Source organism: Bradyrhizobium sp. SPXBL-02, assembly GCF_051853065.1.
GTDB lineage: Bacteria > Pseudomonadota > Alphaproteobacteria > Rhizobiales > Xanthobacteraceae > Bradyrhizobium.
In genome coordinates, this window is sequence record NZ_CP182474.1 from 4,768,701 (window position 1) to 4,793,565 (window position 24,865).

At 64.2% G+C, this 24,865-nt stretch carries 26 protein-coding genes; 8 read left to right on the forward strand and 18 right to left on the reverse strand.

The genetic code is table 11. The features are described 5' to 3' along the window. Positions 1-103 precede the first annotated feature (103 nt). The 14 genes from ACNJYD_RS22460 to ACNJYD_RS22525 all read right to left on the reverse strand — a co-directional run bounded on the left by ACNJYD_RS22460 (position 104) and on the right by ACNJYD_RS22525 (position 13,138). Complete coding sequence (locus ACNJYD_RS22460) at positions 104-406, reverse strand: nucleoside triphosphate pyrophosphohydrolase family protein (RefSeq protein ID WP_172786333.1); 303 nt, start codon at positions 404-406, stop codon at positions 104-106. 26 nt (positions 407-432) lie between these two features. After that, positions 433-960 (reverse strand): carboxymuconolactone decarboxylase family protein, encoded by a 528-nt coding sequence (locus ACNJYD_RS22465; protein ID WP_172786332.1) that lies wholly within the window; start codon positions 958-960, stop codon positions 433-435. Positions 961-1,465: 505 nt separating this feature from the next. Beyond that, the gene (locus tag ACNJYD_RS22470; RefSeq protein WP_439363324.1) at positions 1,466-1,825 is read right to left on the reverse strand and encodes a Zn-ribbon domain-containing OB-fold protein; all 360 of its coding nucleotides are present in this window, start codon (positions 1,823-1,825) and stop codon (positions 1,466-1,468) included. After that, a complete protein-coding gene (locus ACNJYD_RS22475; protein WP_439363325.1) occupies positions 1,822-2,958 on the reverse strand; it encodes a thiolase family protein in 1,137 nt (378 codons plus the stop codon). The genes ACNJYD_RS22470 and ACNJYD_RS22475 overlap by 4 nt, the downstream gene beginning before the upstream one ends. A 188-nt stretch (positions 2,959-3,146) precedes the next feature. Then, positions 3,147-4,346, reverse strand: a complete 1,200-nt coding sequence (locus tag ACNJYD_RS22480; protein ID WP_439363326.1) for a CaiB/BaiF CoA transferase family protein — start codon at positions 4,344-4,346, stop codon at positions 3,147-3,149. 123 nt (positions 4,347-4,469) lie between these two features. Continuing rightward, positions 4,470-4,676, reverse strand: coding sequence for a hypothetical protein (locus ACNJYD_RS22485; protein WP_018645722.1), 207 nt, complete (start codon positions 4,674-4,676; stop codon positions 4,470-4,472). Between the two features lie 124 nt (positions 4,677-4,800). Beyond that, entirely contained in the window at positions 4,801-5,970 is a 1,170-nt protein-coding gene (locus tag ACNJYD_RS22490; RefSeq protein WP_172786327.1) for an acetyl-CoA acetyltransferase, read from the reverse strand. Between the two features lie 60 nt (positions 5,971-6,030). Further along, a complete protein-coding gene (gene eda / locus ACNJYD_RS22495) occupies positions 6,031-6,681 on the reverse strand; it encodes a bifunctional 4-hydroxy-2-oxoglutarate aldolase/2-dehydro-3-deoxy-phosphogluconate aldolase (RefSeq protein WP_260383323.1) in 651 nt (216 codons plus the stop codon). 25 nt (positions 6,682-6,706) lie between these two features. Then, a complete protein-coding gene (locus tag ACNJYD_RS22500) occupies positions 6,707-7,675 on the reverse strand; it encodes a sugar kinase (protein WP_439363327.1) in 969 nt (322 codons plus the stop codon). A gap of 24 nt (positions 7,676-7,699) precedes the next feature. Further along, a complete protein-coding gene (gene denD / locus ACNJYD_RS22505; protein WP_439363328.1) occupies positions 7,700-8,686 on the reverse strand; it encodes a D-erythronate dehydrogenase in 987 nt (328 codons plus the stop codon). A 74-nt stretch (positions 8,687-8,760) separates the two neighbouring features. Further along, positions 8,761-9,687, reverse strand: coding sequence for a carbohydrate ABC transporter permease (locus tag ACNJYD_RS22510; protein ID WP_172786324.1), 927 nt, complete (start codon positions 9,685-9,687; stop codon positions 8,761-8,763). Then, positions 9,680-10,633, reverse strand: coding sequence for a carbohydrate ABC transporter permease (locus ACNJYD_RS22515; protein ID WP_439363329.1), 954 nt, complete (start codon positions 10,631-10,633; stop codon positions 9,680-9,682). The genes ACNJYD_RS22510 and ACNJYD_RS22515 overlap by 8 nt, the downstream gene beginning before the upstream one ends. Before the next feature lie 65 nt (positions 10,634-10,698). Continuing rightward, a complete protein-coding gene (locus tag ACNJYD_RS22520) occupies positions 10,699-12,018 on the reverse strand; it encodes an ABC transporter substrate-binding protein (RefSeq protein ID WP_439363330.1) in 1,320 nt (439 codons plus the stop codon). Positions 12,019-12,070: 52 nt separating this feature from the next. Then, positions 12,071-13,138: an ABC transporter ATP-binding protein gene (locus tag ACNJYD_RS22525; protein WP_145658713.1), complete on the reverse strand. Its 1,068-nt coding sequence runs from the start codon at positions 13,136-13,138 to the stop codon at positions 12,071-12,073. A gap of 201 nt (positions 13,139-13,339) precedes the next feature. On the opposite strand from ACNJYD_RS22525, the gene ACNJYD_RS22530 reads away from it, so the two are divergent. The 8 genes from ACNJYD_RS22530 (at position 13,340) to ACNJYD_RS22565 (ending at position 21,955) form a co-directional block, all read left to right on the forward strand. Further along, positions 13,340-14,440, forward strand: a complete 1,101-nt coding sequence (locus ACNJYD_RS22530; protein ID WP_439363331.1) for a LacI family DNA-binding transcriptional regulator — start codon at positions 13,340-13,342, stop codon at positions 14,438-14,440. 123 nt (positions 14,441-14,563) lie between these two features. Continuing rightward, positions 14,564-16,393, forward strand: coding sequence for an IlvD/Edd family dehydratase (locus tag ACNJYD_RS22535; protein WP_172786320.1), 1,830 nt, complete (start codon positions 14,564-14,566; stop codon positions 16,391-16,393). Between the two features lie 131 nt (positions 16,394-16,524). Beyond that, positions 16,525-17,256, forward strand: coding sequence for an SDR family oxidoreductase (locus ACNJYD_RS22540; RefSeq protein ID WP_260383318.1), 732 nt, complete (start codon positions 16,525-16,527; stop codon positions 17,254-17,256). Between the two features lie 18 nt (positions 17,257-17,274). Continuing rightward, on the forward strand, positions 17,275-18,021 hold the full coding sequence (locus tag ACNJYD_RS22545; RefSeq protein ID WP_439363332.1) for an SDR family NAD(P)-dependent oxidoreductase: 747 nt from the start codon (positions 17,275-17,277) through the stop codon (positions 18,019-18,021). 7 nt (positions 18,022-18,028) lie between these two features. Continuing rightward, a complete protein-coding gene (locus tag ACNJYD_RS22550) occupies positions 18,029-18,421 on the forward strand; it encodes a GFA family protein (RefSeq protein WP_439363333.1) in 393 nt (130 codons plus the stop codon). A gap of 213 nt (positions 18,422-18,634) precedes the next feature. Beyond that, positions 18,635-20,662 carry a hypothetical protein gene (locus tag ACNJYD_RS22555; RefSeq protein ID WP_439363334.1) on the forward strand — a complete coding sequence of 676 codons (2,028 nt, stop codon included), beginning with the start codon at positions 18,635-18,637 and terminating at the stop codon, positions 20,660-20,662. 133 nt (positions 20,663-20,795) lie between these two features. Next, a complete protein-coding gene (locus ACNJYD_RS22560) occupies positions 20,796-21,470 on the forward strand; it encodes a site-2 protease family protein (protein ID WP_212257439.1) in 675 nt (224 codons plus the stop codon). 62 nt (positions 21,471-21,532) lie between these two features. After that, entirely contained in the window at positions 21,533-21,955 is a 423-nt protein-coding gene (locus tag ACNJYD_RS22565; RefSeq protein WP_172786508.1) for a hypothetical protein, read from the forward strand. Here ACNJYD_RS22565 and ACNJYD_RS22570 read toward each other — a convergent pair. Genes ACNJYD_RS22570 through ACNJYD_RS22585 form a run of 4 tightly spaced genes read right to left on the reverse strand, consistent with a single transcriptional unit; the run spans position 21,943 to position 24,863 of the window. Then, the gene (locus ACNJYD_RS22570; protein ID WP_172786314.1) at positions 21,943-22,755 is read right to left on the reverse strand and encodes an energy transducer TonB family protein; all 813 of its coding nucleotides are present in this window, start codon (positions 22,753-22,755) and stop codon (positions 21,943-21,945) included. The genes ACNJYD_RS22565 and ACNJYD_RS22570 overlap by 13 nt on opposite strands. Before the next feature lie 9 nt (positions 22,756-22,764). Beyond that, complete coding sequence (gene exbD / locus ACNJYD_RS22575; protein WP_212257438.1) at positions 22,765-23,220, reverse strand: TonB system transport protein ExbD; 456 nt, start codon at positions 23,218-23,220, stop codon at positions 22,765-22,767. 3 nt (positions 23,221-23,223) lie between these two features. After that, on the reverse strand, positions 23,224-24,177 hold the full coding sequence (gene exbB, locus ACNJYD_RS22580) for a tonB-system energizer ExbB (RefSeq protein WP_212257437.1): 954 nt from the start codon (positions 24,175-24,177) through the stop codon (positions 23,224-23,226). Next, on the reverse strand, positions 24,174-24,863 hold the full coding sequence (locus ACNJYD_RS22585; RefSeq protein ID WP_172786312.1) for a Fe2+-dependent dioxygenase: 690 nt from the start codon (positions 24,861-24,863) through the stop codon (positions 24,174-24,176). Before ACNJYD_RS22585 ends, exbB begins: the two co-directional genes overlap by 4 nt. Positions 24,864-24,865 lie beyond the last annotated feature (2 nt).

The following is a 24,865-nucleotide window of genomic DNA, read 5'->3' on the forward strand; positions in this document are numbered from 1 at the left end:
CATGCCCGGGCTTGTCCCGGGCATCCACGTTCTTCGTACCGCTTGGCAAGACGTGGATGGCCGGGACAAGCCCGGCCATGACGCCGGAGTTCCCAGCTCACGCTTACCGGCTCGCGGCTTCGCTGATACGTCGCTTGATCTTGGCGGCACTGGCATCGAGCAGCGCCGATGGCTGCTGGCCGGTGGCGGCGCACAGGCAGGCCCAATAGTAGACGACATCGCCGAGCTCTTCGACGAGACCCGCCTTGTCGAGCCAATCGTCACGCAAGAGCTTCTTGATGTGCTCGGCGACTTCGCCCGCCTCACCGGCAAGGCCGAGGCCGAGGTAGGACAGCCGCTCGTTGGACGGATGCTCTTCGACTTTGGCAATGGTTGCGGCCCAGGCCGCATATTCATCGATCGTCATCGGCATTCCCCGCCGCTTGCGTCGATTCAGCCCACCACTTCGGTGACGGGCTGAAGATCGATCTCGAAGGTCTCCAGGAACTTTGACGTCATGATGTAGAAGCCGACCGAGAGCTGGAGCTCGACCAGCGCGGCTGGCGTCAGCTTCGATGCGATCGCCCTGAAGGTCGCATCCGTCGGTTTCTTCAGATTCACGATCTCGTCGGTGAAGGCGAGCGCGGCGCGCTGCACCTCGTTGAAGCAGGATGCTGCCTGCCAGTTCTCGAGCGCCTCGTTCTGCTCGTCGGTGACGCCGACATTCTTGCCGATGCGCTTGTGCGCGACGATCTCATAGGGTGCCTCGCACAGGATGCCGGTGCGGGTGATCGCAAGCTCGCGCACGATCGGATCGAGCTCGCCCTTGTGGCGGATGGCGCCGCCGAGGCGGCAATATTGCTCAAAGTAGCTCGGCGAATGCGCCATCATCCGGAAGATGTTGGCATGACGGTTCTTGTCGAGGATTTCGCGGGTGCGGTCGGATGCCTTGGACGGGTCGCTGTACTGAATGCGGGCCATGATTTTCCTGAAGTTTTCCCTGATCTTTTGATGCTTCTTGTCGCCACCGGCGCAGGTTTCCGCAGACTCTATTCGCGGGTGGACGCAGGAGCAACATCATCGAGTCAAATTGCCGCCGCATTGCTGATCGACCCTGACACAGTCGATATTCGCCGCGTGGGGACAAATCGCGGCGGATACTCGCAAGGGGTGTTCCGAGTAAAAACAATTGGCCGTCGTGTGCGCTAACCGCGCAACGATGAGTCACGCCCAAGTCTAGGGAGAAAACGGCATGAAGGAAGCCACCAAGGGGGCGGCCTCGGGAGCGCTCGCGCATATGCTGGCGGTGACGGCGATGCTCGTCATCGCCAGCATCTTGTTCTACGGGCGTTAGTTCGCGTTTTAAGAGTTTTCGTCATTCCGGGGTGGCTCTCCCGGGACCGCGCAACGCGCGGCCCTAGCAAGCCAAGCCCAGAATACCCGTTCCAGGCTCGGTCGTATGACCGCCCTCGAATGACGAATCCCACTATTTTTGTTTGGCGAAGAACGGCACCAGCCTGCCGGCAAAGGGCTTGAAGCACGCAACGACCGAATCGCCGATGGCGAGGTCGTTCTCGCCATGGGCCATCATGCGAAAACCCTCGGCGCAATCGACCAACAGGATATTGTAAGGCACGTGCGCGCGCATTTCCGGCGTTGCCGCGCGGCAGACCAGCGAGGTCGCGTACACCCTGCCCTTGCCGCTGGCGCGCGCCTCGCGCGGGTCCGATTCGCCACAAGCCGCGCAGAAGGCGCGGTGGAAATACTGTACATGCCCGCATGAGCTACAGGTCTGGTAGGTGATGGCCTCTTCGCCCGTGGTCCAGTCCGCCAGACGCTCGCTCATCGCACCCGCTCCAGGAACATGCTCACGTGAGACGACAGCACGCCGCCGTCGCCATGCAGCAGCGCGATCGAGGCATCGCGCACCTGGCGGGTCGCCGCCCGCCCCGTCATCTGCAAATGCGCCTCGACCAGGTGCGCCATGGCGCCGCCGACGCCACAATGGCCGTAACTGAGCAGGCCGCCATGGGTGTTCAGCGGCATCGCGCCGTCGCGGCCGAAATGGCCGGCGCGCACGCGCGCGGCCGCCTCGCCGCGGCCGGCGAGCCCGAGGTCTTCCAGCAGCATCGCGAGCGTGATCGTAAAGCTGTCGTAGATCGCGGCATAGCGCACGTCGGAAATCGCCAGACCCGTGGCCTGCTTCGCGCGGGCGATGGAGATCTCGGCGCCGAGCTCGCTGAGGACGGGCGCTGCCGTGACATGCTGATGCGTGTGCGCCTGGGCGCAGCCGCGGATGTGCACGCCCGCTTCCCCCGTCCGCTCGCGGCTGACGACGAAGGCCGCGCCGCCGTCGGAGACCGGGCAGCAATCGAGCAGCTTGAGCGGCAGCGCCACCGGTTTCGAGGCCATGACGTCGGCGACCGTGATGGGATCGTGGAATTGCGCGCCGGGATGGCTGCAGGCGTGCCCGCGCATCAGCACCGCGAACTCCGCGAGGTCTTCTTCGGTCACGCCGTATTCGTGCATGTAGCGCGTGGCGACCAGGCCGTAATAGGCCGGGATGGTCGGTCCCAGCGGCACCTCGTAGTCGGGATGACCAACCTGCGCCAGCGCCTGGATCGAGGCATCGCGGCTCTGCCCGGTGAGCCGGTTCTCGCCGGCGACGACGAGCACGTGTTTTGCGACGCCTGCTTCCACGAGATGATGGGCGAGCATGGTCATGGCGAGGCCGGTGGCGCCACCGACCTGCACGGCGTGGGCGTAGGACGGGCGGATGCCAAAATGCTCGGCGAAGACGGTGGCGAGCATGATGTGCGGAGAGACGGTGGAATAGCCGCAGAGGATGCCGTCGATGTCGGTACGCTTGAGGCCGGCATCGTCGAGCGCAAGTTGGGCGGCCTTGCTCATCAGGTCCAGCGAGGAGGAGCCCTCGTGCTTACCGAAAGATGTGAGGCCGACGCCGGTGATGAAGCTCATGGCGGGCTTTCTCCTCTGTCATTCCGGGGCGCGCCCCTTGGCGCGAGCTCTGGTGCGCAGTTGCGCACCTGAGAATCCATACTCCCGATCGTGGTTATGGATTCTCAGGTGCGCAACTGCGCACCAGAGCTCGCGACTTCGTCGCGCCCCGGAATGACGGATGAGAGATTGCGCGCCATACCTTCCCCCTACTCCGGCGCTCCGCGCGTAACGCCGTCGCGCACCATGGCGGCGATCTCGTCGGCCGAGTATCCGATCTCGCGCAAGATCTCGGCGCCGTGCTCGTTGAGCCGCGGCGCCAGGCGTACCGGCTCTGCCTCTGTCTCCGACCAGGTCGCCGTCACCTTCATGCTGCGGATCGGGCCTTCGGTCGGATGAGTGACCACCGGGAAGAAGCCGGTGGCCTCCAGATGCTCGTCGTGCAGGATAGAGGCGAGATCGTGCATCGGCATGACGGGCACGTCGGCCTTCGTCAGCAGATCGATCCACTCCGCCGTGGCACGCGTCTCGAAGATGCGGGCGAGCTCGGCATAGACGATGTCGATATTGGCGGCGCGGCCGGCAAAGGTTGCAAATTTGGGATCGGCGCGCAGGTCGTCGCGTCCTGTGGCCTTGAAGAAATTCTCCCATTGCTTGTCGTTGTAGACGATGACGCTGAGATAGCCGTCAGAGGTCTTGTACGGCCTGCGGTCGCGCGAGAGATGGCGGGCATAGCCGCCCTTGTCGAGCGGCGGCTCATAGGTCAGCCCGCCCATGTGATCGCCCATGACGAAGCCGGCCATGGTCTCGAACATCGGAATGTCGACGCGCTGGCCGCGGCCGGTGCGGTCGCGGTGCACGAGGCTGGCGCAGATCGCGCCGACCGCGGTGATGCCAACGATGCGGTCCACAAGCGCGTTCGGCACATAGCGCGGCACGCCGTCCCCGGTCTGCGCCATCAGCGCCGGCAACGCGGTGGCGCCCTGGATCAGGTCGTCGTAAGCGGGTTTTGCAGCATAAGGGCCGTCCTGGCCGAAGCCGAACACGCCGGCATAGACGAGGCGCGGGTTGATGGCGGAGACGACGTCGTAGCCGAGCTGCAGCCGCGCCATGGCCTGCGGGCGGACGTTGTAGACCAAGACGTCGGCGTCCTTCAGAAGCCGCAGCACGGCTTCGCGCCCCGCAGGCTTCTTCAGATCGAGGCAGATCGAGCGCTTGCTGCGGTTGGTGTTGAGGAACACCGGACCCATGCCGGCGTGACGCATCGGGCCGATCAGGCGGGTGACGTCGCCATCCAGCGACTCCACCTTGATGACGTCGGCACCGTAATCACCGAGCATCTGGGTCGCATAAGGCCCCATCAGCACGGTGGTCATGTCGATGACCTTGACGCCCTTCAGCGGCCCCATCGTTCGCTCCCGATTGCGCGGGGCTCAAATGCCCGGCGATTTCGGTCCAGCTAACGGCAGTGGCGTCGCGCGCGCAAGGGCGGCCGGCGTATGGCGGCATGCGCCGCGGAGCGACATCGGCCGCTATTTCTTCTGACGGGATTCCCGGATCTTCAGGAGCCGCTCGAGCTCGTCGTTCTGCTGGTTGATGCGGTCGGCGATGCGCGACTCGTTCTGCTCGCCGGAAGCGGCAGCGGCCTGCTCGATGAGCTGGCGGATATTGTCCTCGAGGATCGCGATACGATCGTTGAGTGCTTCGAGGGAGAGAGAGTCTTCGTAGGCATTGCTCATGATGCGCGTCTCGTCTTTCAATCAGGAGCCGTAGGGTGGGCAAAGCGCAGCGTGCCCACCATGATCTAGCGCAAGGAAAAAGGTGGGCATGGCGCTTTCGCGCCCTTGCCCACCCTACGAGAGCCTACTTGAGCGGCTCGAGCACCGAAACGTAGTTGGCGACGGCCGCCCCGCCCATGTTGAAGATGCCGCCGAGCTTGGCGTTCTTGAGCTGCATGCCCTCGGGCGCCTGGCCTGCGAGCTGCATCGCGGTCATCACATGCATGGAGACGCCGGTGGCGCCGATCGGATGGCCCTTGGCCTTCAGGCCGCCGGACGGATTGACCGGCAGCTTGCCGTCCTTCAGCGTCCAGCCTTCCTTGATGGCACGGGCACCCTGCCCCTTCGGCGTCAGGCCCATGGCTTCGTACTCGATCAGCTCGGCAACCGTGAAGCAGTCATGGGTCTCGACGAAAGAGAGATCGGACAGCGTGACACCGGCCTTCTCCAGCGCGCGCTGCCAGGCGACCGTGCAGCCCTCGAACTGCAGGATGTCGCGCTTGGACATCGGCAGGAAGTCCTGGGCATGCGCGGTGGCGCGGAAGCCGATCGACTTGGTCATGCCCTTGGCTGTCTCGGCATCGGCCAGCACCAGGGCGGCGGCTCCGTCGGAGACCAGCGAGCAGTCGGTGCGCTTCAGGGGGCCGGCGACGTAAGGGTTCTTCTCGCTCTCGGCGCGGCAGAAGTCGAAGCCAAAGTCCTTGCGCATCTGGGCGAAGGGATTGGCGACGCCGTTCTTGTGGTTCTTGGCCGCGATCAGCGCCAGCGCATCGGACTGGTCGCCATATTTCTGGAAATAGGAGCTGGCGATCTTGCCGAACACGCCGGCGAAGCCGCCGACCGTGTCGCCGTCTTCGGGCAGGTAGGACGCCTTGAGCAGGTTCTTGCCGATCTCCGGGCCCGGCGTGCGCGTCATCTGCTCGACGCCGACGACCAACACGATCTTGGCAGCCCCTGCGGCAATCGCGCGCAGGCCCTGGTGCACGGCGGCAGATCCCGTGGCGCAGGCGTTCTCGACGCGGGTCGCCGGCTTGAAGCGCAGCTTGGGGTCGGCCTGCAGCACCAGCGAGGCGGTGAAATCCTGGGGCGAGAAGCCGGCGTTGAAGTGGCCGAGCACGATCTCGTCGACGTCGGAGGCCGAAATGCCGGCATCGGCGAGCGCCTCATTGGCGACGCGGGTGACGAGGCTTTCGACGGTTTCAGTGTCGAACTTGCCGAACGGCGTATGCGCCCATCCGACGATGCTGGCGGTCATGGTCGTCTCTCCCTGCAGGTCTTGTCCTGAGCTAAGTCTTAGCCCAGGGATGACAAGACTTCACGCGGCTTTCAGCGCCTTGAGGGTCCGCTCGCAGATGGCAGTTATGCCGGCCCAGTTCCCGGCCCGGATCTCCCCTGTCGGGCACAGCCAGGACCCGCCGACCGCAACGACATTGGATTCGGCCAGCCAGGTCGCGGCATTGGCCTCGCCCACCCCGCCGGTCGGGCAAAACCGCACGTTCGGGAACGGCCCACCGAGGGAGCGCAGGCCCTTGATGCCGCCGGCCTGCTCCGCCGGGAAGAACTTCGCGACGTCGAAACCGTAGGACAGCGCCATCATCAGCTCGGACGCCGTTGCAATGCCCGGCGCGAACGGCAAGGAGCTGTCGGTCGCGGCCTTGAGCAGATCGGGGGTCAGGCCCGGGCTGATGCCGAATGCGACGCCGAGCTTCTCGACCCGGCTGAAGTCGGCCGGATTGAGAATGGTGCCGATGCCGACGACCGCCTCAGGGACCTCGTTCATCACCGCGCGCGCCGCCTCGATCGCAACGGGCGTGCGCAAGGTCACCTCCAGCGTGCGGACACCGCCGGCAACCAGCGCGCGCGCCAGCGGCACGGCGTCCTGGATGCGCTCGATGGTGAGGACGGGAATGACTGTCGCAGCCTTGAACAGCGCGACGAGATGGTTCTGTTGGGCAGCCGTGGTCATAGCTCTCGACTCATTTGGTCGCTGTTTACTTGCTGGCCTGGCGGGAGGCCGCCGGCCGGTGCCGCTTCTTCGGCGGCATGGCATAGCCCGGAATGATGGCGCCGGGATAGCAGATCACGAGGCTGGCGAGGCGATGTCCGGCCTCGGCCGCCTCGACCGGCTCGGCGCCGGCGAGCCGGGCCGCGATATAGGCGGCGGCGAAGCTGTCGCCGGCGGCGGTGGTATCGACCACGGGCTTGGTCATCGGCTCGGCGCGGACCTCGCTGGCGCCGCCGGGGTAGCGCAACAGGCTCACCGGCTCGGGCAGACGGAACACCAGCTCCGGGGTCGGGATGCGCGCCATCAGCTGGTCCTGACTTTCTCCGGGGTGCAGCGCGAGCAGGTCCTCGGTCGAGGTCAGCACGATGTCGGCGGCCGCGAAGGCGGTCGCAAACACCTCCCGCGCGATATCGCGGTCCGGCCAGCCGCGCGCGCGGAAATTGGTGTCGAACACGAAGCGGGTGCCGAGCAGGCGCGCGCGCTTGATCGCGCCGAACAGGCGATCGCGCCCGGCCGCGTCGTAGATCGAGAGCGTGATGGCGGAGAGATAGACGATGTCGTAGCTCATCAGCGAGTTGAGCAGCTCGTCGGTCTCCGGCAGGCTCATCAGCTGCCGCGCCGCCGCGCTGTCGCGCCAGTGGAAGAACTGGCGCTCGCCCCTGCCATCCGTCTGGATCATATAGAGGCCGGGCAGCTTGCCCGCGAGCCGCACGACACGCCGCGTGCCGACGCCTTCCGCATTCCAGGCCGCGACCATCTCATCGCTCAGGGCATCGTCGCCAAGCGCGGTGAGATAGTCGACCTTGACGTCCAGCCGGGCCAGATACACGGCCGTGTTGAGGGTGTCGCCGCCGAAGCCGCGTGAGTAGAGACCGCCGCCCTGCCCGGCAGACGCGCCGCCTTGGGCCTGCCGGAGCTCGACCATGCATTCACCGATGCAAGCAACGCTCGCCATCATCAGGACCCGCTCAGTCGGAGATCAGGCGACGAAATTGCCGCCGAGCTCGTCTTCGATGTGAATGCGGATGATATCGTCGAACGTCTTCTCGGCGGTGGTGAAGCCGAGCTCGCGCGACCGCCTGGCGTCGAAATTGCGCGGCCAGCCGCCGACGATGCCGACGATGAAGGGATCGGGCTCTCGCCTGATGCGCGCGGCGACTTTCTCGCCCGCAACCCGCTTCAAGGCGGCGATCTGCTCGCCGACCGTCGCCGACAGGCCGGGCATGGTCAGGTTGCGGCGCGGGCCGACGGTGGCGAGATCCATGGTGCCGGCGTGGAGCAGGAAGCCGACGGCCGAGCGCGGCGTGGCGTGCCAGTGGCGGACGTCCTCGGATACGGGAAGGACCGCTTCCTTGCCGGCCAGCGGCTCGCGCAGGATGTTGGAGAAGAAGCCCGATGCCGCCTTGTTGGGCAGGCCGGGCCGGATGCAGATGGTCGGCAGGCGGATGCCGATGCCGTCGAGGAAGCCGCGGCGGGAATAGTCGGCGAGCAGCAACTCTCCGATCGCCTTCTGGGTGCCGTAGCTGAGCAGCGGGGTATGGAAGAACTCGTCGCCGATCGCATCGGGAAACGGCGCGCCGAACACCGCGATCGAAGACGTGAACACCACGCGCGGCTTGTAGCCGCCGCCCGCTAGGCGGATCGCATCGAGCAGCATCCGCGTGCCGTCGAGATTGATGCGATAGCCCTTGTCGAAATCGAGCTCGGCCTCGCCGGAGACGATCGCGGCGAGATGGAAGATCACGTCGGGGCGGCCTGCGATCAGCTTCTCGGCGGCGCCCGGGACGGCGAAATCGCCCGACACGGTCTCGACCGGGAAACCGGCCTTCTCCGGCTTCTTCGGCTCGACCACGTCGTGCATGGTCAATTTCGTGATGTCGCTCTTGCCGAGCCGGCCGTCGCGCAGCAGCCGATCACAGAGTTTGCGGCCGACCATGCCGGCGGCGCCGAGAACCAGAATGTGCAAGAGCTCAACTCCTTCTTATTGGCCGGAGCGCGCCGCTCTTGAAACCATTGGCGCGCCCCCGGCAGGCCCCGCGATCATTCCTTCACGGCGCCGGTCATCGCCGACACATAATGCTCCACGAAGAAGGCGTAAAGGATCACGAGCGGCAGCGAGCCGGCCAGCGCGCCCGCCATCAGCGAGCCCCAGCGGTAGATGTCACCGTCCACGAACTCGTTCACGATCGCGACCGGCACGGTCTTGTTGCTGGTCGATTGCAGGAACGTCAGGGCGTAGATGAACTCGTTCCAGCACAGCGTGAAGCAGAAGATGAAGGCCGAGATCAGGCCGGGAATTGCGAGCGGCAGCACGATCTTGATCAGGATCTGCCAGCGGCTCGCCCCGTCGATCAGCGCGCATTCCTCGAGCTCGAACGGGATGGTCTTGAAATAGCCCATCAGCAGCCAGGTCGAGAACGGGATCAGGATGGTCGGATAGGTCAGGATCAGCGCCAGCGGCGAATCGAACAGACCGTACTGGAAAACGACGGTGGCGAGCGGAATGAACAGGATCGACGGCGGCACCAGATAGGCGAGGAAGATCAGCCCGCCGACGAGATTGGCGCCCTTGTAACGCAAGCGCACGATGGCGTAGGCCGCGAGCACCGATGCGATGATCGACAGGATCGTGGCGCAAACCGCGACGTACATCGTGTTCCAGAGCCAGTGCGGATAATAGCTCTCGAACAGCAGCTTGTAGAAATGCTTGAACGTCGGGCTCCAGGTCCAGAACGGGTTGTACTTGTCGAGATCGAGCAGCTGCTCGTCGGGCTTCACCGAGGTCAGCGCCATCCAGTAGAACGGGAACAGCAGAACGACGACGATGATCGTGAGCGGCAGATACAGCGTCACGAGCCTGCGCGGCACCGACTGCAGATAGCTCATGCCCTCGCTGTGATCGGCCGTAGGCGCCGAGCCCGACAGCACATTCTTGAGATCGATGGATCTGGTGGGCAGGTCAGTCATTGCTCTCTCCCTGCTGCCACTTCCGGCGCTGCAATCCGAACCACGAGACCATGATGGCGGCGAGCAGGAACGGAATCATCGCGCTGGAGATCGCGGCGCCCTCGCCGAGCTGCCCGGCGATGATCGCGCGCTGATAGGACAGGGTCGCCATCAGGTGAGTGGCGTTGACCGGGCCGCCACGCGTCATCGCCCAGATCAGCTGGAAATCGGTGAAGGTGAAGAGCACGGAGAAGGTCATCACCACAGCGATGATCGGCGTCAGCAGCGGATAGGTGATGAAGCGGAAATTCTGCCAGCGCGTGGCGCCGTCGAGCGTCGCCGCTTCATAGAGCGAGGGCGAGACGGTCTGCAGTCCCGCGAGCAGCGTGATCGCCACGAAGGGCACGCCGCGCCAGATATTGGCGAAGATCACGCAAATGCGTGCCCAGGTCGTGTCGCCGAGGAAGTTGATGTTCTGGTTGATTAAGCCGAGATGCTTCAGCGACCAGGAGATGATGGAGAATTGCGAGTCGAAGATCCACCAGAACGCCAGCGCCGAGAGCACCGTCGGCACGATGAACGGAATCAGCACCATCGCGCGCAGCATCGCCTTGAACGGCATGTTCTCGTTCAGCAGCAGCGCGAGGTAGAGGCCGATCGCGAATTTGAGGGCGCTGGCGACGAAGGTGTAGAGCAGCGTGTTGAACACCGACAGCCAGAAGATGGAATCGTCCCACAACCACTCATAGTTCTCGGTGGCCACGAAGTGCCCGACCCTGCCGATACGCGTGTCCGTGAAGGACAGCCAGATGCCGAGCCCGAGCGGATAGGCCAGGAAGAAGATCAGGAAGGCCATGGCCGGCACCATGAACCAGAAGCCGAGCCAGTTGCGATTGTGTTTGAGCTGGACCCAGGCGCTGTCCTCGCTCAACTGAGGCTTGGCCCGGGGAATTGCGACATCAGCCATGCCCGATATCCCTGATCGAAATGTTGACGAGCGGGCGGCCCAAGAGCCGCCCGCCCCGTGACCGTTCAGCGATAGATGCGCTTCAGCTGGCGCTCGGCTTCGGCCATCGCGCCCTTCGCATCCTTGGCGCCGGTGCAGTAATTGGCGAACATGTCGACGACGATGAAATCGGCGATCGCGGTCGCCGCCTTCTCGCCGACGGTGCCGATGCCGGACGCCGGCAGCGTGCGCTTGGAGGCCTGCGAGTACACGGCGTTCTTGGGATCGGCCGTCCAGACCGACGCCGATTCATAGGCGTTCAAGGTCTGCTGCAGATAGCCTTGCGCGCCATCCAGCCACTTCTCGTAGTTCTCCTTCTCCAGCATGAAGGCGACGAAGGCCTTCGCCGCGTTCGGATATTTGGTGAAGTTGAAGGCGAGGATCGGCAGCGTAAGCTGCAGCTCGGTCGGCTTGCCGATCGGTCCGACCGGGTGCAGCGCGTGATAGGTATCTTCCGCCAGTTCCTTCTTGGTAGGATCGGTCTTGGCGGCAACATAGATCGAAATGCCGTTGAGGGTGCAATAGAGTTCACCGGCCAGGTACGCCTTATTATTGGATGAGTCGTTCCAGGAAGGCGTGCCTGGGATGAAAGTCTCGTAAAGCGCTTTGCAATACTCTAGCGCCTTTGCGGTCTCGGGCGAATTGATGCTGACCTGATCCTTCTCATTGACAGTCCACGCATTGTGGCCCCAGAGGATCCAGTGCAGCCAGCCGTTGGCATCGCCGCTCGCATGTCCGAGGGCAAAGCCGGCCGGAGTGTTGTTCGCCTTGAGCGCTTTGCACATCTCCAGGAAGCTTGGGAAATCTTTCGGGAACTCCTTGAAGCCCGCTTTGTCCGTCGCCGACTTCCGGTAGGTCATATAGCCGCCGTTGGTCGCGACAGGGATGCCCAGCCAGTCTTCGCCAAGCTTGCAGGTCTTTGCTGCAGCGTCCGTCCAGCCGCCATATTTCTTGCCGAGATAGTCGGCGACATCGTTCATTTTCAGGACTTTGGTCGGGAACAGCTGCGGCAATGTGTGCAGACCCCAGGCGACGTCGAGGCCGGAGCCCGTGTTGGCTGCAACGGATGCCTTCGGCTGCACGTCCTCGAAGGACTCGCTGAATACGTTCATCTCGGTGCCGGTCGCGGCCTTGAATGCCGCCACCATCGCGTTGAACGCGTCGTCCTCCGCCGGCACGAAGCGCTTCCAGCGCATCACGGTCAGCTTAGCGCCGGGCTCGGCCTTCCAGGGCGCGCTCTGCGCCCAGGCCCTGGCGAAGTCGAACAGTGCCGGCCCCGTCAGCATGCCGGTTACGGCCAGAGCGGTGCCGCCTTGGAGCAGAGACCGGCGGGTAAAGTCTTGCATGTTGTCCTCCCTGTGATGCTTTTTGTTGTCTTATGCCTTGTGGTCTGATGCGCTAGGCGTTCATGCGCTTGCCCGTCGCATCGTCGAACAGATGGACCAGCGACGGATCGGGCTTCAGCCGCACCTTGTCGCCCGGATTGAACTGGTGACGCTCGCGGAAGACCGCGACGACCTGCTCGCCGCCGACCTTGGCGAACACCTGCGTTTCCGAGCCGGTCGGCTCGACGACGATGATCTCGGCTTCGGCACCGTCATCGGCGATGGTGAAGTGCTCCGGCCGCACGCCGTAGACCGCAGGACGACCGTCGGAGCCGGCCGGCGCGCTCTTGAGCGGGAGCTTGACGCCGTTCGGCCCTTCGAAGGTCGCAACGCCGTTGACGCGCACATGGCCTTTCAGGAAGTTCATCGCGGGCGAGCCGATGAAGCCGGCGACGAACTGGTTGTCGGGCTTGTCGTAGAGCTCGAGCGGCGTGCCCATCTGCTCGACGATGCCGTCATGCATGACGACGATCTTGTCGGCCATGGTCATGGCCTCGATCTGGTCGTGGGTGACATAGACGGTCGTCGTCTTCAGGCGCTGATGCAGCTCCTTGATTTCGGTGCGCATGGCGACGCGCAGCTTGGCGTCCAGGTTCGACAACGGCTCGTCGAACAGGAAGACCTGCGGATCGCGCACGATGGCGCGGCCCATGGCGACGCGCTGGCGCTGGCCGCCGGAGAGCTGGCGCGGGTAGCGGTCGAGCAGCGGCGACAGTGCGAGGATCTCGGCGGCGCGCTTGACGCGCTTGTTGATCTCGTCCGAGCCGGCATTCCGCAGCTTGAGCGAGAAGCCCATGTTGTCGGCGACCGTCATGTGCGGATAGAGCGCGTAGTTCTGGAAGACCATCGCAATGTCCCGCTCCTTGGGCTGGACATTGTTGACGACGCGGTCGCCGATCGAGATCGTGCCGGAGGTGATGTTCTCGAGGCCTGCGAGCATGCGCAGAAGCGTCGACTTGCCGCAGCCGGAGGGGCCGACCAGGACGACGAACTGACCGTCCTCGATCGGGATCGTGACGCCGTGCAGGACTTCAAAATTGCCGAACGATTTCCGCACGTCGCGGATTTGCACAGACGACATCTAGCTCCCTCCTCGAAAGTCCACGGCGCCTCTCGCGCCGCGACCGTCTTGTTTTTCGGACTTCACCGAACGAAGCCCGAGCTTAGCGGGCGACATTGTCGGTAGTTTGTGCGGTTTTGGCAATTTGTCTTTGGTTAGTCGTTGCTGGTAGCGCTGTCAACGTTCCTTTGTTTGCGGGACTGACTGTGTTAAGAGCAGCAAATGGGTCGAAAACGCACCAAGTCAGGCAAAATCCGGCTGGCCGAAGTGGCCGAGCTCGCCGGCGTCAGCCCGATTACCGCGTCGCGCTTTTTCCGCAATCCGGAGGCCCTGTCGGTCGCCAAGCGGACACGGGTCGAGAGCGCCGCCAAGGAGCTCGGCTATGTGCCCAATCTTGCCGCACGCGCCCTCGCCTCGCAACGCACCGAGGTCATCGGTGTCTTGATCCCATCGCTCACCAATAACGTGTTCTCGGACGTGCTGCGCGGCATCTACGACTCCTCCGAAGGCAGCCGCTACTCGATCCAATTGTCCAACACGCGCTACAGCATTCTCCAGGAAGAGAAGTTGCTGCGTCTGTTCCTGGCGCAGAAGCCGGCCGGGCTGATCGTCACCGGCATCGATCAGACGACGGAGTCCCGCGCGATGCTTCAAGCCGCGGACTGCCCGATCGTGCAGATCATGGAGATCGGCCCGAACCCCGTCGACATGATGATCGGCTTTTCACACTATGATGCGGCCCGCGCGGCGATCGCCCACCTGTTCGAGCAAGGTCACCGCAAGGTCGGCTTCGTCGGCGCGCGGATGGATCCCAGGGTGCAGCGGCGGCTGGACGGATATGTCTCGGCCATGAAGGACGCCGGATTGTTCGACCAGCGCCTGGTGGTCACGACGGCGACACCGACCTCGGTGACGCTCGGCGGCGCCCTGTTCACCGATCTGCTGGCGCGCGAGCCCGACATCGACGCGGTGTTCTGCGCCAATGACGACCTCGCGCTCGGCGTGCTGTTCGAATGCCGGCGCCGGGAGATCGCAGTGCCCGGGCAGATCGCCATCGTCGGCTTCAACGACCTCGAGTTCATGGCCTCCGCCGTCCCCACCCTCACCAGCGTCCGCACCAATCGCTACGAGATGGGGAAGACGGCCGCCACCATGCTGATCAACGCGATCGAGGGCCGGCGCCCGGAGCAGCCGGTGCTCGATCTCGGCTTCAAGGTGATCGAGCGGCAAAGCTCGTCGGCCCGGCGTTCGGACAGCAGGCCACCCGTATCAGGCGGGGCTGCGGCGAACATAATGGTAGCGTTACCAAGCAGCCACGACTAGTATCGGAATCGTGAGGAAACGACCCGCCAGCGGGAAGGCAGATCCATCGCGCGCGCCGTTGGGCACCGCACATGCGGCCACCATGAGACGGACGCCAGTGCGTTTGCAGTGCAGGAGAAACCAATGACAAAGAAGCCAACCAACGGGCACGCCGCCGGCAGTAACGGTACCCGCCGCCATCTTCGCTCGCAGGAATGGTTCAACAACCCGCACAATCCGGGCATGACCGCGCTCTATATGGAGCGCTATTTGAACTTCGGCCTCACCCGCGCCGAGCTGCAATCCGGCAAGCCGATCATCGGCATCGCCCAGACCGGCAACGACCTGTCTCCCTGCAACCGCCATCATCTCGAGCTCGCGCACCGCGTTCGCGAAGGCATCCGCGAGGCCGGCGGCATTGCGATGGAATTCCCCACCCATCCGATCCAGGAGACCGGCAAGCGCCCGACTGCGGCGCTCGACCGCAACCTCGCTTATCTCGGCCTGGTCGAGATCCTCTACGGCTATCCACTCGACGGCGTGGTGCTGACCACCGGCTGCGACAAGACCACGCCGGCCTGCATGATGGCGGCGGCGACGGTCAACCTGCCCGCGATCGTGCTGTCGGGCGGCCCGATGCTGAACGGCTGGCACAATGGCGAGCGCACCGGCTCCGGCACCATCGTCTGGAAATCGCGCGAGCGGCTCGCCGCCGGCGAGATCGACTATGAAGAATTCATGGAGATCGTGGCCTCCTCGGCGCCCTCGGTCGGCCATTGCAACACCATGGGCACGGCCTCGACCATGAATGGGCTTGCCGAAGCGCTCGGCTTCTCGCTGCCGGGCTGCGCGGCGATCCCGGCCCCCTATCGCGAGCGCGGCCAGATCGCCTACGAGACCGGAAAACGCATCGTCGAGATGGTCTGGGAGGACCTGAAGCCCTCGGACATCCTGACCCGCAAGGCGTTCGAGAATTGCATCGTGATCAATTCGGCGATCGGCGGCTCGACCAACGCGCCGATCCACATCAACGCCCTCGCCCGCCATATCGGCGTCGAGCTGTCGATCGACGACTGGCAGAAGTTCGGCCACGACGTGCCGCTCCTGGTCAACATGCAGCCGGCCGGCTTCTATCTCGGCGAGGAATTCCACCGCGCCGGCGGCGTGCCTGCCGTGGTGCGCGAACTGATGAAGCACAAGCGCATCCATGAGGACGCGATCACTGTCAACGGCCGCGGCATCGGCGAGAACTGCAAGAACGCGCCCGCACCCGACAACGACGTGATCTGGGCTTACGACAAGCCGCTGGTGAAGGACGCCGGCTTCCTGGTGCTGAAGGGCAATCTGTTCGACTCCGCGATCATGAAGACCAGCGTGATCTCCAAGGAATTCCGCGACCGCTACCTCAGCAATCCGAAGGACCTCAATGCTTTCGAGGGCCGCGCCATCGTGTTCGAAGGCCCGGAAGATTACCACGAGCGGATCGACGATCCCTCGCTCGACATCGACGAGCGCTGCGTGCTGTTCATCCGCGGCACCGGCCCGATCGGCTACCCCGGTGGCGCCGAGGTCGTGAACATGCAGCCGCCGGCGGCGCTGATCAAACGCGGCATCCTGTCCCTGCCCTGCATCGGCGATGGCCGCCAGTCCGGCACCTCGGGCTCGCCCTCGATACTCAACGCCTCGCCGGAAGCCGCCGCCAATGGCGGGCTTGCCGTCCTCAAGACCGGCGACAAGGTGCGCATCGACCTCAACAAGGGCAGCGCCAACATCCTGATCTCGGATGAGGAGCTGAAGAAGCGCCACGCCGAGCTCAAGGCCAGCGGCGGCTTCAAGCATCCGCCGAACCAGACGCCGTGGCAGGAGATCTACCGCAACACCGTCGGCCAGCAATCGACCGGCGCCTGCATGGAGCTCGCGACGCGTTATCAGAACGTCGCCGGCACGTTCGGTGTGGCGCGGGACAATCACTGACAGCCACACCGTCATTGCGAGCGAAGCGAAGCATCCAGTCTGCCTCCGCGGAGAGCCCCTGGATTGCTTCGTCGCAAGAGCTCCTCGCAATGACGAACTAACAAACAGATCTTGGTGAGGAGAACAACAACATGGCAGACCGCCTCAAAGGAAAGCGCGCCGTCGTCACGGCTGCAGCCGCTGGCATCGGGCGCGCCTGCGCCATCGCATTCGCGCGTGAAGGCGCAACCGTCATCGCCACCGACATCAACGAGGCCGGCATCGCTAGCCTAACCAAGGAAGGCATCGCCGAAGTCGCAAAACTCGACGTCCGCAACACCGCCGACGTCAACGCCTTTGCCAAGCGCATCGGCAAGATCGACATCCTGCTCAACGCCGCCGGCTTCGTGCATCACGGCACCATCCTGGACTGCTCGGAGGAGGATTTCGATTTCTCGTTCGACCTAAACGTCAAGTCGATGCACCGGACCATCAAGGCCTTCCTGCCCGACATGATCGCGGGCGGCGGCGGCAGCATCGTCAACATCTCGTCCTGCGCGGCCTTGCGGCCGCCGGCGAACCGCTACGTCTACAGCTCGTCGAAGGCGGCAGTGTCGCTGCTGTCCCGCGCGGTCGCGCTCGACTTCATCACCAAGGGCATCCGTTGCAACTCGATCTGCCCCGGCACCGTCGAGACGCCCTCGATGCTCGACCGCGCCGCCGCGCAAGGACCGCAGGGCAAGGAGATGTTCATCTCCCGCCAGAAGATGGGCCGGCTCGGCACCGCCGAGGAGATCGCGGCGATGGCGATCTATCTCGGCAGCGACGAGAGCGCCTTCACCACCGGCGTCGACCTCGTCGTCGACGGCGGCTACATGCTCTGACGCGAGAAGGCCGCCGGCATGAACAAGATCGATCTCAACGGCCGCATCGCCATCGTCACCGGCGGAGCGCAGGGCTTTGGCCGCGCCATTGCCGAGCGCTTCGTCGCCTCCGGCGCCAAAGTCGCGATCTGGGACTTCGACGCCGCGCTGGCGGAGAAGACCGCAAAGGGGATCGGCGGCGAGACAAAAGTCTTCAAGGTCGACGTCACCGACACGGCCGCCGTCGAGCAGGCACGCGATGCGACGCTCAAGGCCTTTGGCAAGATCGACATCCTCGTCAACAATGCCGGCATCGCCGGGGTCAATAAGCCGGTCTGGGAGACCGACCTCGATGAATGGCGCAAGGTGCTGCGCATCAACCTCGACGGCCCCTTCATCGTCAGCAAGGCGATCGTGCCCGAAATGCTCAAGCAGAAATACGGGCGGATCGTGAACATCGCCTCGATCGCCGGCAAGGAAGGCAATCCGAACGCCGCGCATTATTCGGCCTCCAAGGCCGGCCTGATCGCGCTGACGAAGTCGCTCGGCAAGGAGCTCGCCGCCCACGACATCCTCGTCAACGCGGTGACACCGGCCGCGGCGAAGACCGCGATCTTCGACCAGATGACGCAGCAGCATATCGACTTCATGCTGTCAAAGATCCCGAAGGCACGCTTCGTCCTCGTGGAAGAACTCGCCGCGATGGTGGCCTGGCTCGCATCCGAGGATTGCGCCTTCTCGACCGGCGCTGTGTTCGACATCTCGGGCGGGCGCGCAACCTATTGAGGACATCATGATCCGGGAAGGTGGATGCCTGTGCGGCGCGGTGCGGTTCAAGGCGGAGGGCGAGCCGCTCAACGTCCGCATCTGCCATTGCCGCATCTGCCAGAAGGCGATGGGCTCGCCCTACTTCGCGCGCGCGCAGTTCGACCAGCGTGCGCTCAGCGTCGAGGGCGAGACCGCACGCTACGCCTCGTCCGCAAGCATCGACCGCGTGTTCTGCAAGCAGTGCGGCACGCGGCTGTTTGCCTGGCGCCGCAACGGCACGCTGGCGGGCGTGGCGCTGGCCACTTTCGACGATCGCAATGCCTTCGCCCCGACCGAGCACATCTGGGTCAGCGAGAAGCTCGCCTGGGTGAAGCTCGACGACGGCTTGACTCAATACGAGACGACGATTCCGGCGTGAGGTCAGGCGCTCGGGGCCGAACCTGCAGACCCCCTCGTCATCGCAATCTCTATCCTGCCAATGCCCCAGCTACTCCGAGAAGCGCCGGCTGCTAGGACAGATCTGTTGCGTCGTCGCGTGAAGCCTCGATCTAGGGATGACCGGTTTTCCGTCTTCCGCGGCTAGCCAGCAGATTTCGTTTGCCTTACGTTCCTTCCGGATAGCCTGCGGGGAATGCTGTTGCGTCTCATTAAGCCGATAACAGAATCAGAACTTGGACTTTGGCGGTTTCAGAGTTTGGCGATGTGGGGGGCATGCATCGGCGCTGTTGCGGCCGGTATCGTTGCCTATCTCATCTTGAACGCCACCAAGTTGCGCCTGGGCGTAAATCTCGCGCAGGACTTTCCCGTCATCGAGGCACATGTCACGGGCGATGCGGCAATCAAGCGTGCCGAGAAGATCTTCTATCTGCTGTTCTACGTGTTCGGCGCTGTCTTGGCCTTCGCTGCACTCAGGCTCCGGAGACCGTTCGAAGGGCGGTCGCTCGTTCTGTTTTACGTTTCGATGCTGACGATGGTCCTGTCCCTGGAGACATTCCTCCGGGACGCGTTCCAGCAAGAACTTCACATTGTGGCGTTGGCCGTCGCGGTCCTCGCGATCTTCGTACCCTTCGTGAAGCAAATCCGGCCCCACGGAAGCATCGAGGGTGCGCCAGAACTCAGGCCGATCACCTTTTTTGAATTTGAGCGGATCGACGCTGCGCTGATCGCGGCACTGCTGGCCCTGACACTGCCCTTGAGCGTACAACGGTTGGCCGGCCAGGCTGCAACCAATCCTCATGCCGTATCGTTCCTCGTCGGCCCGGCCCTCTATCAATTTAGCGATGGCCTGGTGCCGGGCCGGGACTTCCTGTCCTTCTATGGATACGGACCGTCCCATTTGTTCGGAATGCTCCTGCCCCCCGACCCAAACGTTCTATATTTGCGTTACGTCGGTTTCGTTGCCGCCTGCATCGCAATCTATCACCTGTCGGCCTATTGGGTGCTGCGCGACTTCTTCCAGAGCAGGGCGCTGCCCTTCGTGCTGACGGCCGTATTTCTTGCACTCTGCCAGTTCGGCGAGGCCGAAGGATTCTCCGGACCATCCGCTCTGGCCATCAGGTACATGTTCGTGTTCATCGCCACGGGCATCCTCGCGCACATCATGGTCCAGCCTTCGGGTTGGTCGGTGGCGGCGCTATCCGCCGTCTGCGCGATCTCGATATTCTGGAACACCGAGACCGGGATCTATACCTGGGTCGTGGGGTGCGCGGTGTTGTCGGCGCGGATCCTCGAAAGACGCTGGCCCTGGGAGGTCGCGGCATTCACCGGGCTGTCTGCCGCAATGTTGCTCGCGTTGTTCGGCGCGGCCTACGGTCCCGCCGTTCTCACGATGGACTTCCTGCGCGTCCTGCTTGCGCCGATCGCCCTGCACAGCGTCTCGAACTGGGTCGGCGTGCCGATGAACTGGGAGCCCGGCTTCGGGACATTCTATCAGTTGATCTTTCCGGCGATGGCTATCGGCACGGCTATCAGCGTTGCCGCAACGTGGGCAGGATCTCGCTCGATCGAACGGGCCTATCTTCTCGTCCTCTCGATCGTTGCGCTGGTCTTCATGGCCAAATGGATGAATCGGTCGCTTGACGCGGTGTGGCAGCAAAACGCCTTTGCCTTTCTTGCCATTGGCGCGTGGTGGTGCCGGGCGGCATTCCGCGCAGTCCTCGGCCGCCAGACGTCGCAAACCATCCCTGCCGTTTCGCTGGCGGCAACGGCCCTGCTCTCGTTCGCCGTGCTCTTCAATGCGAGGGATCGTCAACAGAACGTGACGATCGGGCTGCCGTCCTATCTGCAGTATCCGAGCATCGCCAGCCTGAAGTTGGGACGCGGAGCGGGAAAGGTCAACTTGCACCTCGATCGCAGCGACATCGACTTGATCAACAAGGCCGTGCCGCCCCACGGTCGCCTGTTGTTGCTGTCAGACCGTGATTGGCTCGTTCTCGCAACCGCCGGCAGAGCGCCCAAGAGCTACTTTCTTCCGTTCCGGGATACGTTCAGCCCCGAACATGTCACTCGCAGCTTTGCCGGGTCCGATCACTTCATTTTGGAGCGCGGCGCAACATACGAGTATGACTGGCTCAAGACGATAACGGAGCAAATCCTATCGTCAGAGTTTGAACGCACCGAAGAATCAGCCAGCTTCATTCTCTACCGCAGGAAGACGTGAACGCGGCGTCGAGGCATTGCCCGACCACCGTTTGCGCCTTTCTTCTGCTCCGCAACTCGCGTCCGGCGCTCTTGGCAGATCATCGCCGGCGCACTATTTCGGCTAAGAACAAGACTGACGGAGCGGACGCGCTTTGAACATTTATGACCTCTCCGTCTGGGTGCTGCCCCTGGTGTTCGCCATCACCTTCCACGAGGCTGCGCACGCCTTCGTCGCGGACCGGCTCGGGGACAACACGGCCTCGCAGCTCGGCCGCGTCAGCTTCAACCCGCTGAGGCATATCGACCCGTTCGGCACCCTGATCCTGCCGGCGATGCTGCTGTTCGCGCATTCGCCGTTCCTGTTCGGCTATGCCAAGCCGGTACCGGTGAACTTCCGCAAGCTGAACAACCCCAGGCTCGACATGGTCTGGGTGGCGCTGGCCGGGCCCGTCACAAACATCCTGCTGGCGCTCGCCGCGGCCGTCGCCTTCCATGCCCTGCCCCTGGTGCCCGCAAGCTCGGCAAAGTGGGTTGCCGACAATCTCAAGAATGCGCTCATCATCAACGCGATCCTGGCGGTCTTCAACATGATGCCGATCCCGCCGCTCGACGGCGGCCGCGTTGCAGTCGGCCTGCTGCCGCGGGCCCTCGCCTTGCCGTTGGCCCGGCTCGAGCCGTTCGGTATGCTGATCCTGATCGGGCTCTTGATCCTGCTGCCGCTCGCGGGCTCGCAGTTCGGTCTAAATCTTGATGTTATTTCAGCAATACTGGGAACGTTGACCGGTTATGTGATTAAGGCTGTTCTCTTCCTGACCGGCAACGCGTAGTTGAACCTGAGATCCGAACCCATGCCGAAGGGCCAGAGGCCGACTTGGTCAAAGCTGCCGATATGCTGATCGCGCGACGCGCCGACACCCGCGCCCGCGCCGATTTCGCCACCTGGAAGATGATGGCCAAGCTCAACGGGGCGTCCGCGCTGCCTCCGGAGGCCCAGGAGTTCCTGGCGAGCTATCAAAACCTGCTGGCGCAGATGAGCGAGGGCGAAGCGACCGAGGCCACCATCGGTGCGATCTACAAGGCCTATTACGTCGAGATGGGCGGTGCTGGAACCCCGCCCGACGTCCGTCCCCGCCAGGCCAAGCCGGCAGCGGACAATGTTACCGCCTTCCGGCGCCCGGCGCCGAAGCCGAAGAGCGCTGGCTTCTTCGCGGCAGGCGCGGCCAGCGGGGCCCAGAAACGGCCCCTCCCCGTGGCGCTGATCTTCGCATGCCTGGTCGTGGTCTATGTCGGGATCCGGCTCTACTGGCGCTGAGCCGTCTTTTTCTTCTTCGCATCCGGCGGCGTGAAGATGATGTCCACGGTCCGTTCGAACCGGTCGTCGGTCAGTCCGGCAGGCGGCTGCGGGATCGGATCGGACTTGCGGACAATTGACAGCGCCGCAGCATCGTAGGCTGCATCTCCCGACGATTCCGCGACTTCGACCGACAGCACGTTGCCTTTTCGGTTGATCGCAAAGCTCACCTTGACCTTCTGGTTATTGGGCTGCTTGCCCTCCGGATTAACCTTGTGAGCCGCGAGATGCGCGCTGATCTTGCGGTTCCAGTCGGCCGTGATCTTCAGGATGTCCTTGCCAAGCCCCAGGACCGGCGCCAGGGCCTTCTCGGCTTCGCGCGCGTCCTCGTCGAGCGTCTGCCGCGCACTTGCTACCGACTTCGGCGATGCCTCGGCCGCGGGCGTTTCGACCGCCTGAATCTTGGGATCGTCTTCCGTTGGCTTCTTCGTGTTGTTCTCGGTCACGACGCGATCAGGATCCTCGACCTCCTGCGACTGGTCCTTCGGAAGCTCCGTCTCCTTGGTCTCGGCCTTCTGCTCGGGAAGCGCCTGCTGCTCCTGCATCGCTTCGCTGTCAGGCCCAGGCGGCAGATCGGTATCGGGCACCTTGGGCGAAGCCATCTCGACCGCGAACTCCGCACCGGCCGCACCAAGGCCATCGCCGTCGTCGTCGGCGCGCAAATGCGCCAGCGCGAGCGCAGCACCACCGAGATGGAGCGCGAGCGCGGCGACCGCCGCCACGATCCAGAGCTTTCGGGATGGTCTCGGTTCGTCCGACATGGCTGGCCCTTAAGGCTGAGCGACGCCTGCCGCAGGCGCCCCCGGCGCGCCTTCCAGCGCGACCAGCTTCACCCGCGTATAGCCGCCCGAGCGCAACAGCTCCATCACACCCATCAACTCGCCATATGGCACCGAGCGATCGGCGCGCAGGAAAACATACTTGTCCTTGCTCATGTCGGAAAGGCCGTCGAGGGTCCCGATCAACTCGGCCCGGTGAACAGCGTTCTCTCCGATCGCGAGCGTCAGGTCGGGCTTGATGCTGAGATAGGTCGGCTTGTCCGGCTTCTTCTGCGGCGTCGCACTCGACGTCGGCAGATCGATCGGCAGGTCGACGGTGGACAGCGGCGCGGCGACCATGAAGATGATCAGCAGCACCAGGATGACGTCGATGAACGGCGTGACGTTGATGTCATGCGTTTCCGAGAAATCGTCGTCGTCGTCGTTGTCTGCGAGCGAAACGGCCATGGTCTACTCCGCCGCGCGCGAATGCACGCTGCCGTGGCTGCGGTCGAGATCGCGCGAGAGCAGCCGCCCTGCCGCGCCCGAGGCGCGGCTGACGAGCTCGAGATAGCCCTTCGTCACGCGCGAGAAGTGGTTGTAGATGATGACGGCGGGAATGGCGGCCACGAGGCCGATCGCGGTGGCGAGCAGCGCCTCGGCGATACCGGGCGCGACCACGGCAAGGTTCGTGGTCTGCGACTTCGAAATGCCGATGAAGCTGTTCATGATGCCCCAGACCGTGCCGAACAGGCCGACGAAGGGCGAGGTCGAGCCGATCGTGGCGAGCACGCCCATGCCGATCCGGATGCGCCGCTGCTCCGCCCGCACGATCTCGGCAAAGCTGGAGGCGGCGCGCTCCTTGATGCCGGTATCGCTGGACAGGCCGGCCGACATCCGCGCCTCGCGCAGCGCCGCCGCCAGGAACGACGGCAGGATGCCCTCCTTGGTGCCGAGCGCCATCTGCGCTTCAGCGAGCGAGCGCGCCTCCGCGATCTTCTTCAACGCCGAACGCAGCTTGCCGGAGGCGACCGACAGCTCGATCGACTTGGCGATGAAGACGGTCCAGGTCATCAGCGAGGCGAAGGCGAGCCCGATCATCACCGCCTTCACGATGACGTCCGCCGACATGAACATCACCCAGGGCGACAATTCCTTCATGGCCGGCGCGATGGCCGCCGCCTCGGGCTTCGCACTCGCGGGATTGCCGGCCACGGGGGCGGCGCCGGCAACGGCGGGAGCCGTCGAGGCCGCAGGCGCAGCCGGCGCGGCTGCCGGCGGAACGGTTCCGGCCGTGGACGGCTGAGCCGCCGATTGGGCCGTTGCCGGCGGGCTTTGTGTCTGGGCAGAAACGGGGGACGCGAACCAGGCGGCCGCCAGCATCAAGGCTGCGGCAAGGCTTGCTTGGAAGGACATGGTCTTCATACTTCGGCCCAGTAGCGAATGAGGTTGTGATAGATACCCGTCAATTTGACCGTTTCGGGATCGTCACGCCCGAGCCGTTCCACCAGCGCCTGTATCGCGGTGTCGAGGTCAAAGATCATGCTCCGGGCTTGATCGTCCCGTATCATGCTCTGAAGCCAGAAGAAAGACGCAACCCGCGTTCCCCTGGTCACCGGCGTGACGAGGTGGAGGCTGGTCGAGGGATAGAGCACGCAGTCCCCGGCTGGCAACTTGACTTCATGGGAGCCGTAGGTGTCCTCGATCACAAGTTCGCCACCGTCGTAATCCTCCGGCTCGGCGAGGAACAGCGTGACCGACAGGTCCGTGCGGATGCGAAGGCCGGTCAGGCGGTCGCCGCGGATCGCATTGTCGACGTGCAGGCCGAAATGGTGGCCGCTGTCGGCCGCATAGCGGTTGAACAGCGGCGGGAAGATCTGCAGCGGGATCGCCGCCGCAATGAAGCGCGGATTGGACGTCAGCGCCGAGATGATGCGGTTGCCGAGTTTTCGCGCGACCTCGCCGTCCGGTGGCAGCTGTTCGTTGCGCTTGACCATCGCCGATTGCGCGCCGGCGGTGGAGCGGCCGTCCTCCCATTCGCTGGCGTCCATGATGCGGCGGAAATCCGCCACATCATCCTTGCTGAGAACGCCAGGCAAGCACGTCAACATGA

What these genes read in the sequence shown, in the direction of transcription:
- ACNJYD_RS22475 (WP_439363325.1), bottom strand. Translation starts at nt 2,958, where the DNA reads ATGAGCTTCATCACCGGCGTCGGCCTCACATCTTTCGGTAAGCACGAG.
- ACNJYD_RS22535 (WP_172786320.1), top strand. Translation starts at nt 14,564, where the DNA reads ATGACAAAGAAGCCAACCAACGGGCACGCCGCCGGCAGTAACGGTACC.
- exbD (WP_212257438.1), bottom strand. Translation starts at nt 23,220, where the DNA reads ATGGCCGTTTCGCTCGCAGACAACGACGACGACGACGATTTCTCGGAA.
- ACNJYD_RS22545 (WP_439363332.1), top strand. Translation starts at nt 17,275, where the DNA reads ATGAACAAGATCGATCTCAACGGCCGCATCGCCATCGTCACCGGCGGA.
- ACNJYD_RS22465 (WP_172786332.1), bottom strand. Translation starts at nt 960, where the DNA reads ATGGCCCGCATTCAGTACAGCGACCCGTCCAAGGCATCCGACCGCACC.
- ACNJYD_RS22555 (WP_439363334.1), top strand. Translation starts at nt 18,635, where the DNA reads ATGCTGTTGCGTCTCATTAAGCCGATAACAGAATCAGAACTTGGACTT.
- ACNJYD_RS22460 (WP_172786333.1), bottom strand. Translation starts at nt 406, where the DNA reads ATGACGATCGATGAATATGCGGCCTGGGCCGCAACCATTGCCAAAGTC.
- ACNJYD_RS22550 (WP_439363333.1), top strand. Translation starts at nt 18,029, where the DNA reads ATGATCCGGGAAGGTGGATGCCTGTGCGGCGCGGTGCGGTTCAAGGCG.
- ACNJYD_RS22470 (WP_439363324.1), bottom strand. Translation starts at nt 1,825, where the DNA reads ATGAGCGAGCGTCTGGCGGACTGGACCACGGGCGAAGAGGCCATCACC.
- ACNJYD_RS22525 (WP_145658713.1), bottom strand. Translation starts at nt 13,138, where the DNA reads ATGTCGTCTGTGCAAATCCGCGACGTGCGGAAATCGTTCGGCAATTTT.
- ACNJYD_RS22500 (WP_439363327.1), bottom strand. Translation starts at nt 7,675, where the DNA reads ATGGCGAGCGTTGCTTGCATCGGTGAATGCATGGTCGAGCTCCGGCAG.
- ACNJYD_RS22485 (WP_018645722.1), bottom strand. Translation starts at nt 4,676, where the DNA reads ATGAGCAATGCCTACGAAGACTCTCTCTCCCTCGAAGCACTCAACGAT.
- ACNJYD_RS22515 (WP_439363329.1), bottom strand. Translation starts at nt 10,633, where the DNA reads ATGGCTGATGTCGCAATTCCCCGGGCCAAGCCTCAGTTGAGCGAGGAC.
- ACNJYD_RS22490 (WP_172786327.1), bottom strand. Translation starts at nt 5,970, where the DNA reads ATGACCGCCAGCATCGTCGGATGGGCGCATACGCCGTTCGGCAAGTTC.
- ACNJYD_RS22540 (WP_260383318.1), top strand. Translation starts at nt 16,525, where the DNA reads ATGGCAGACCGCCTCAAAGGAAAGCGCGCCGTCGTCACGGCTGCAGCC.
- ACNJYD_RS22520 (WP_439363330.1), bottom strand. Translation starts at nt 12,018, where the DNA reads ATGCAAGACTTTACCCGCCGGTCTCTGCTCCAAGGCGGCACCGCTCTG.
- exbB (WP_212257437.1), bottom strand. Translation starts at nt 24,177, where the DNA reads ATGAAGACCATGTCCTTCCAAGCAAGCCTTGCCGCAGCCTTGATGCTG.
- ACNJYD_RS22570 (WP_172786314.1), bottom strand. Translation starts at nt 22,755, where the DNA reads ATGTCGGACGAACCGAGACCATCCCGAAAGCTCTGGATCGTGGCGGCG.
- eda (WP_260383323.1), bottom strand. Translation starts at nt 6,681, where the DNA reads ATGACCACGGCTGCCCAACAGAACCATCTCGTCGCGCTGTTCAAGGCT.
- ACNJYD_RS22585 (WP_172786312.1), bottom strand. Translation starts at nt 24,863, where the DNA reads ATGTTGACGTGCTTGCCTGGCGTTCTCAGCAAGGATGATGTGGCGGAT.
- ACNJYD_RS22530 (WP_439363331.1), top strand. Translation starts at nt 13,340, where the DNA reads ATGGGTCGAAAACGCACCAAGTCAGGCAAAATCCGGCTGGCCGAAGTG.
- ACNJYD_RS22510 (WP_172786324.1), bottom strand. Translation starts at nt 9,687, where the DNA reads ATGACTGACCTGCCCACCAGATCCATCGATCTCAAGAATGTGCTGTCG.
- ACNJYD_RS22480 (WP_439363326.1), bottom strand. Translation starts at nt 4,346, where the DNA reads ATGGGGCCGCTGAAGGGCGTCAAGGTCATCGACATGACCACCGTGCTG.
- ACNJYD_RS22565 (WP_172786508.1), top strand. Translation starts at nt 21,533, where the DNA reads ATGCTGATCGCGCGACGCGCCGACACCCGCGCCCGCGCCGATTTCGCC.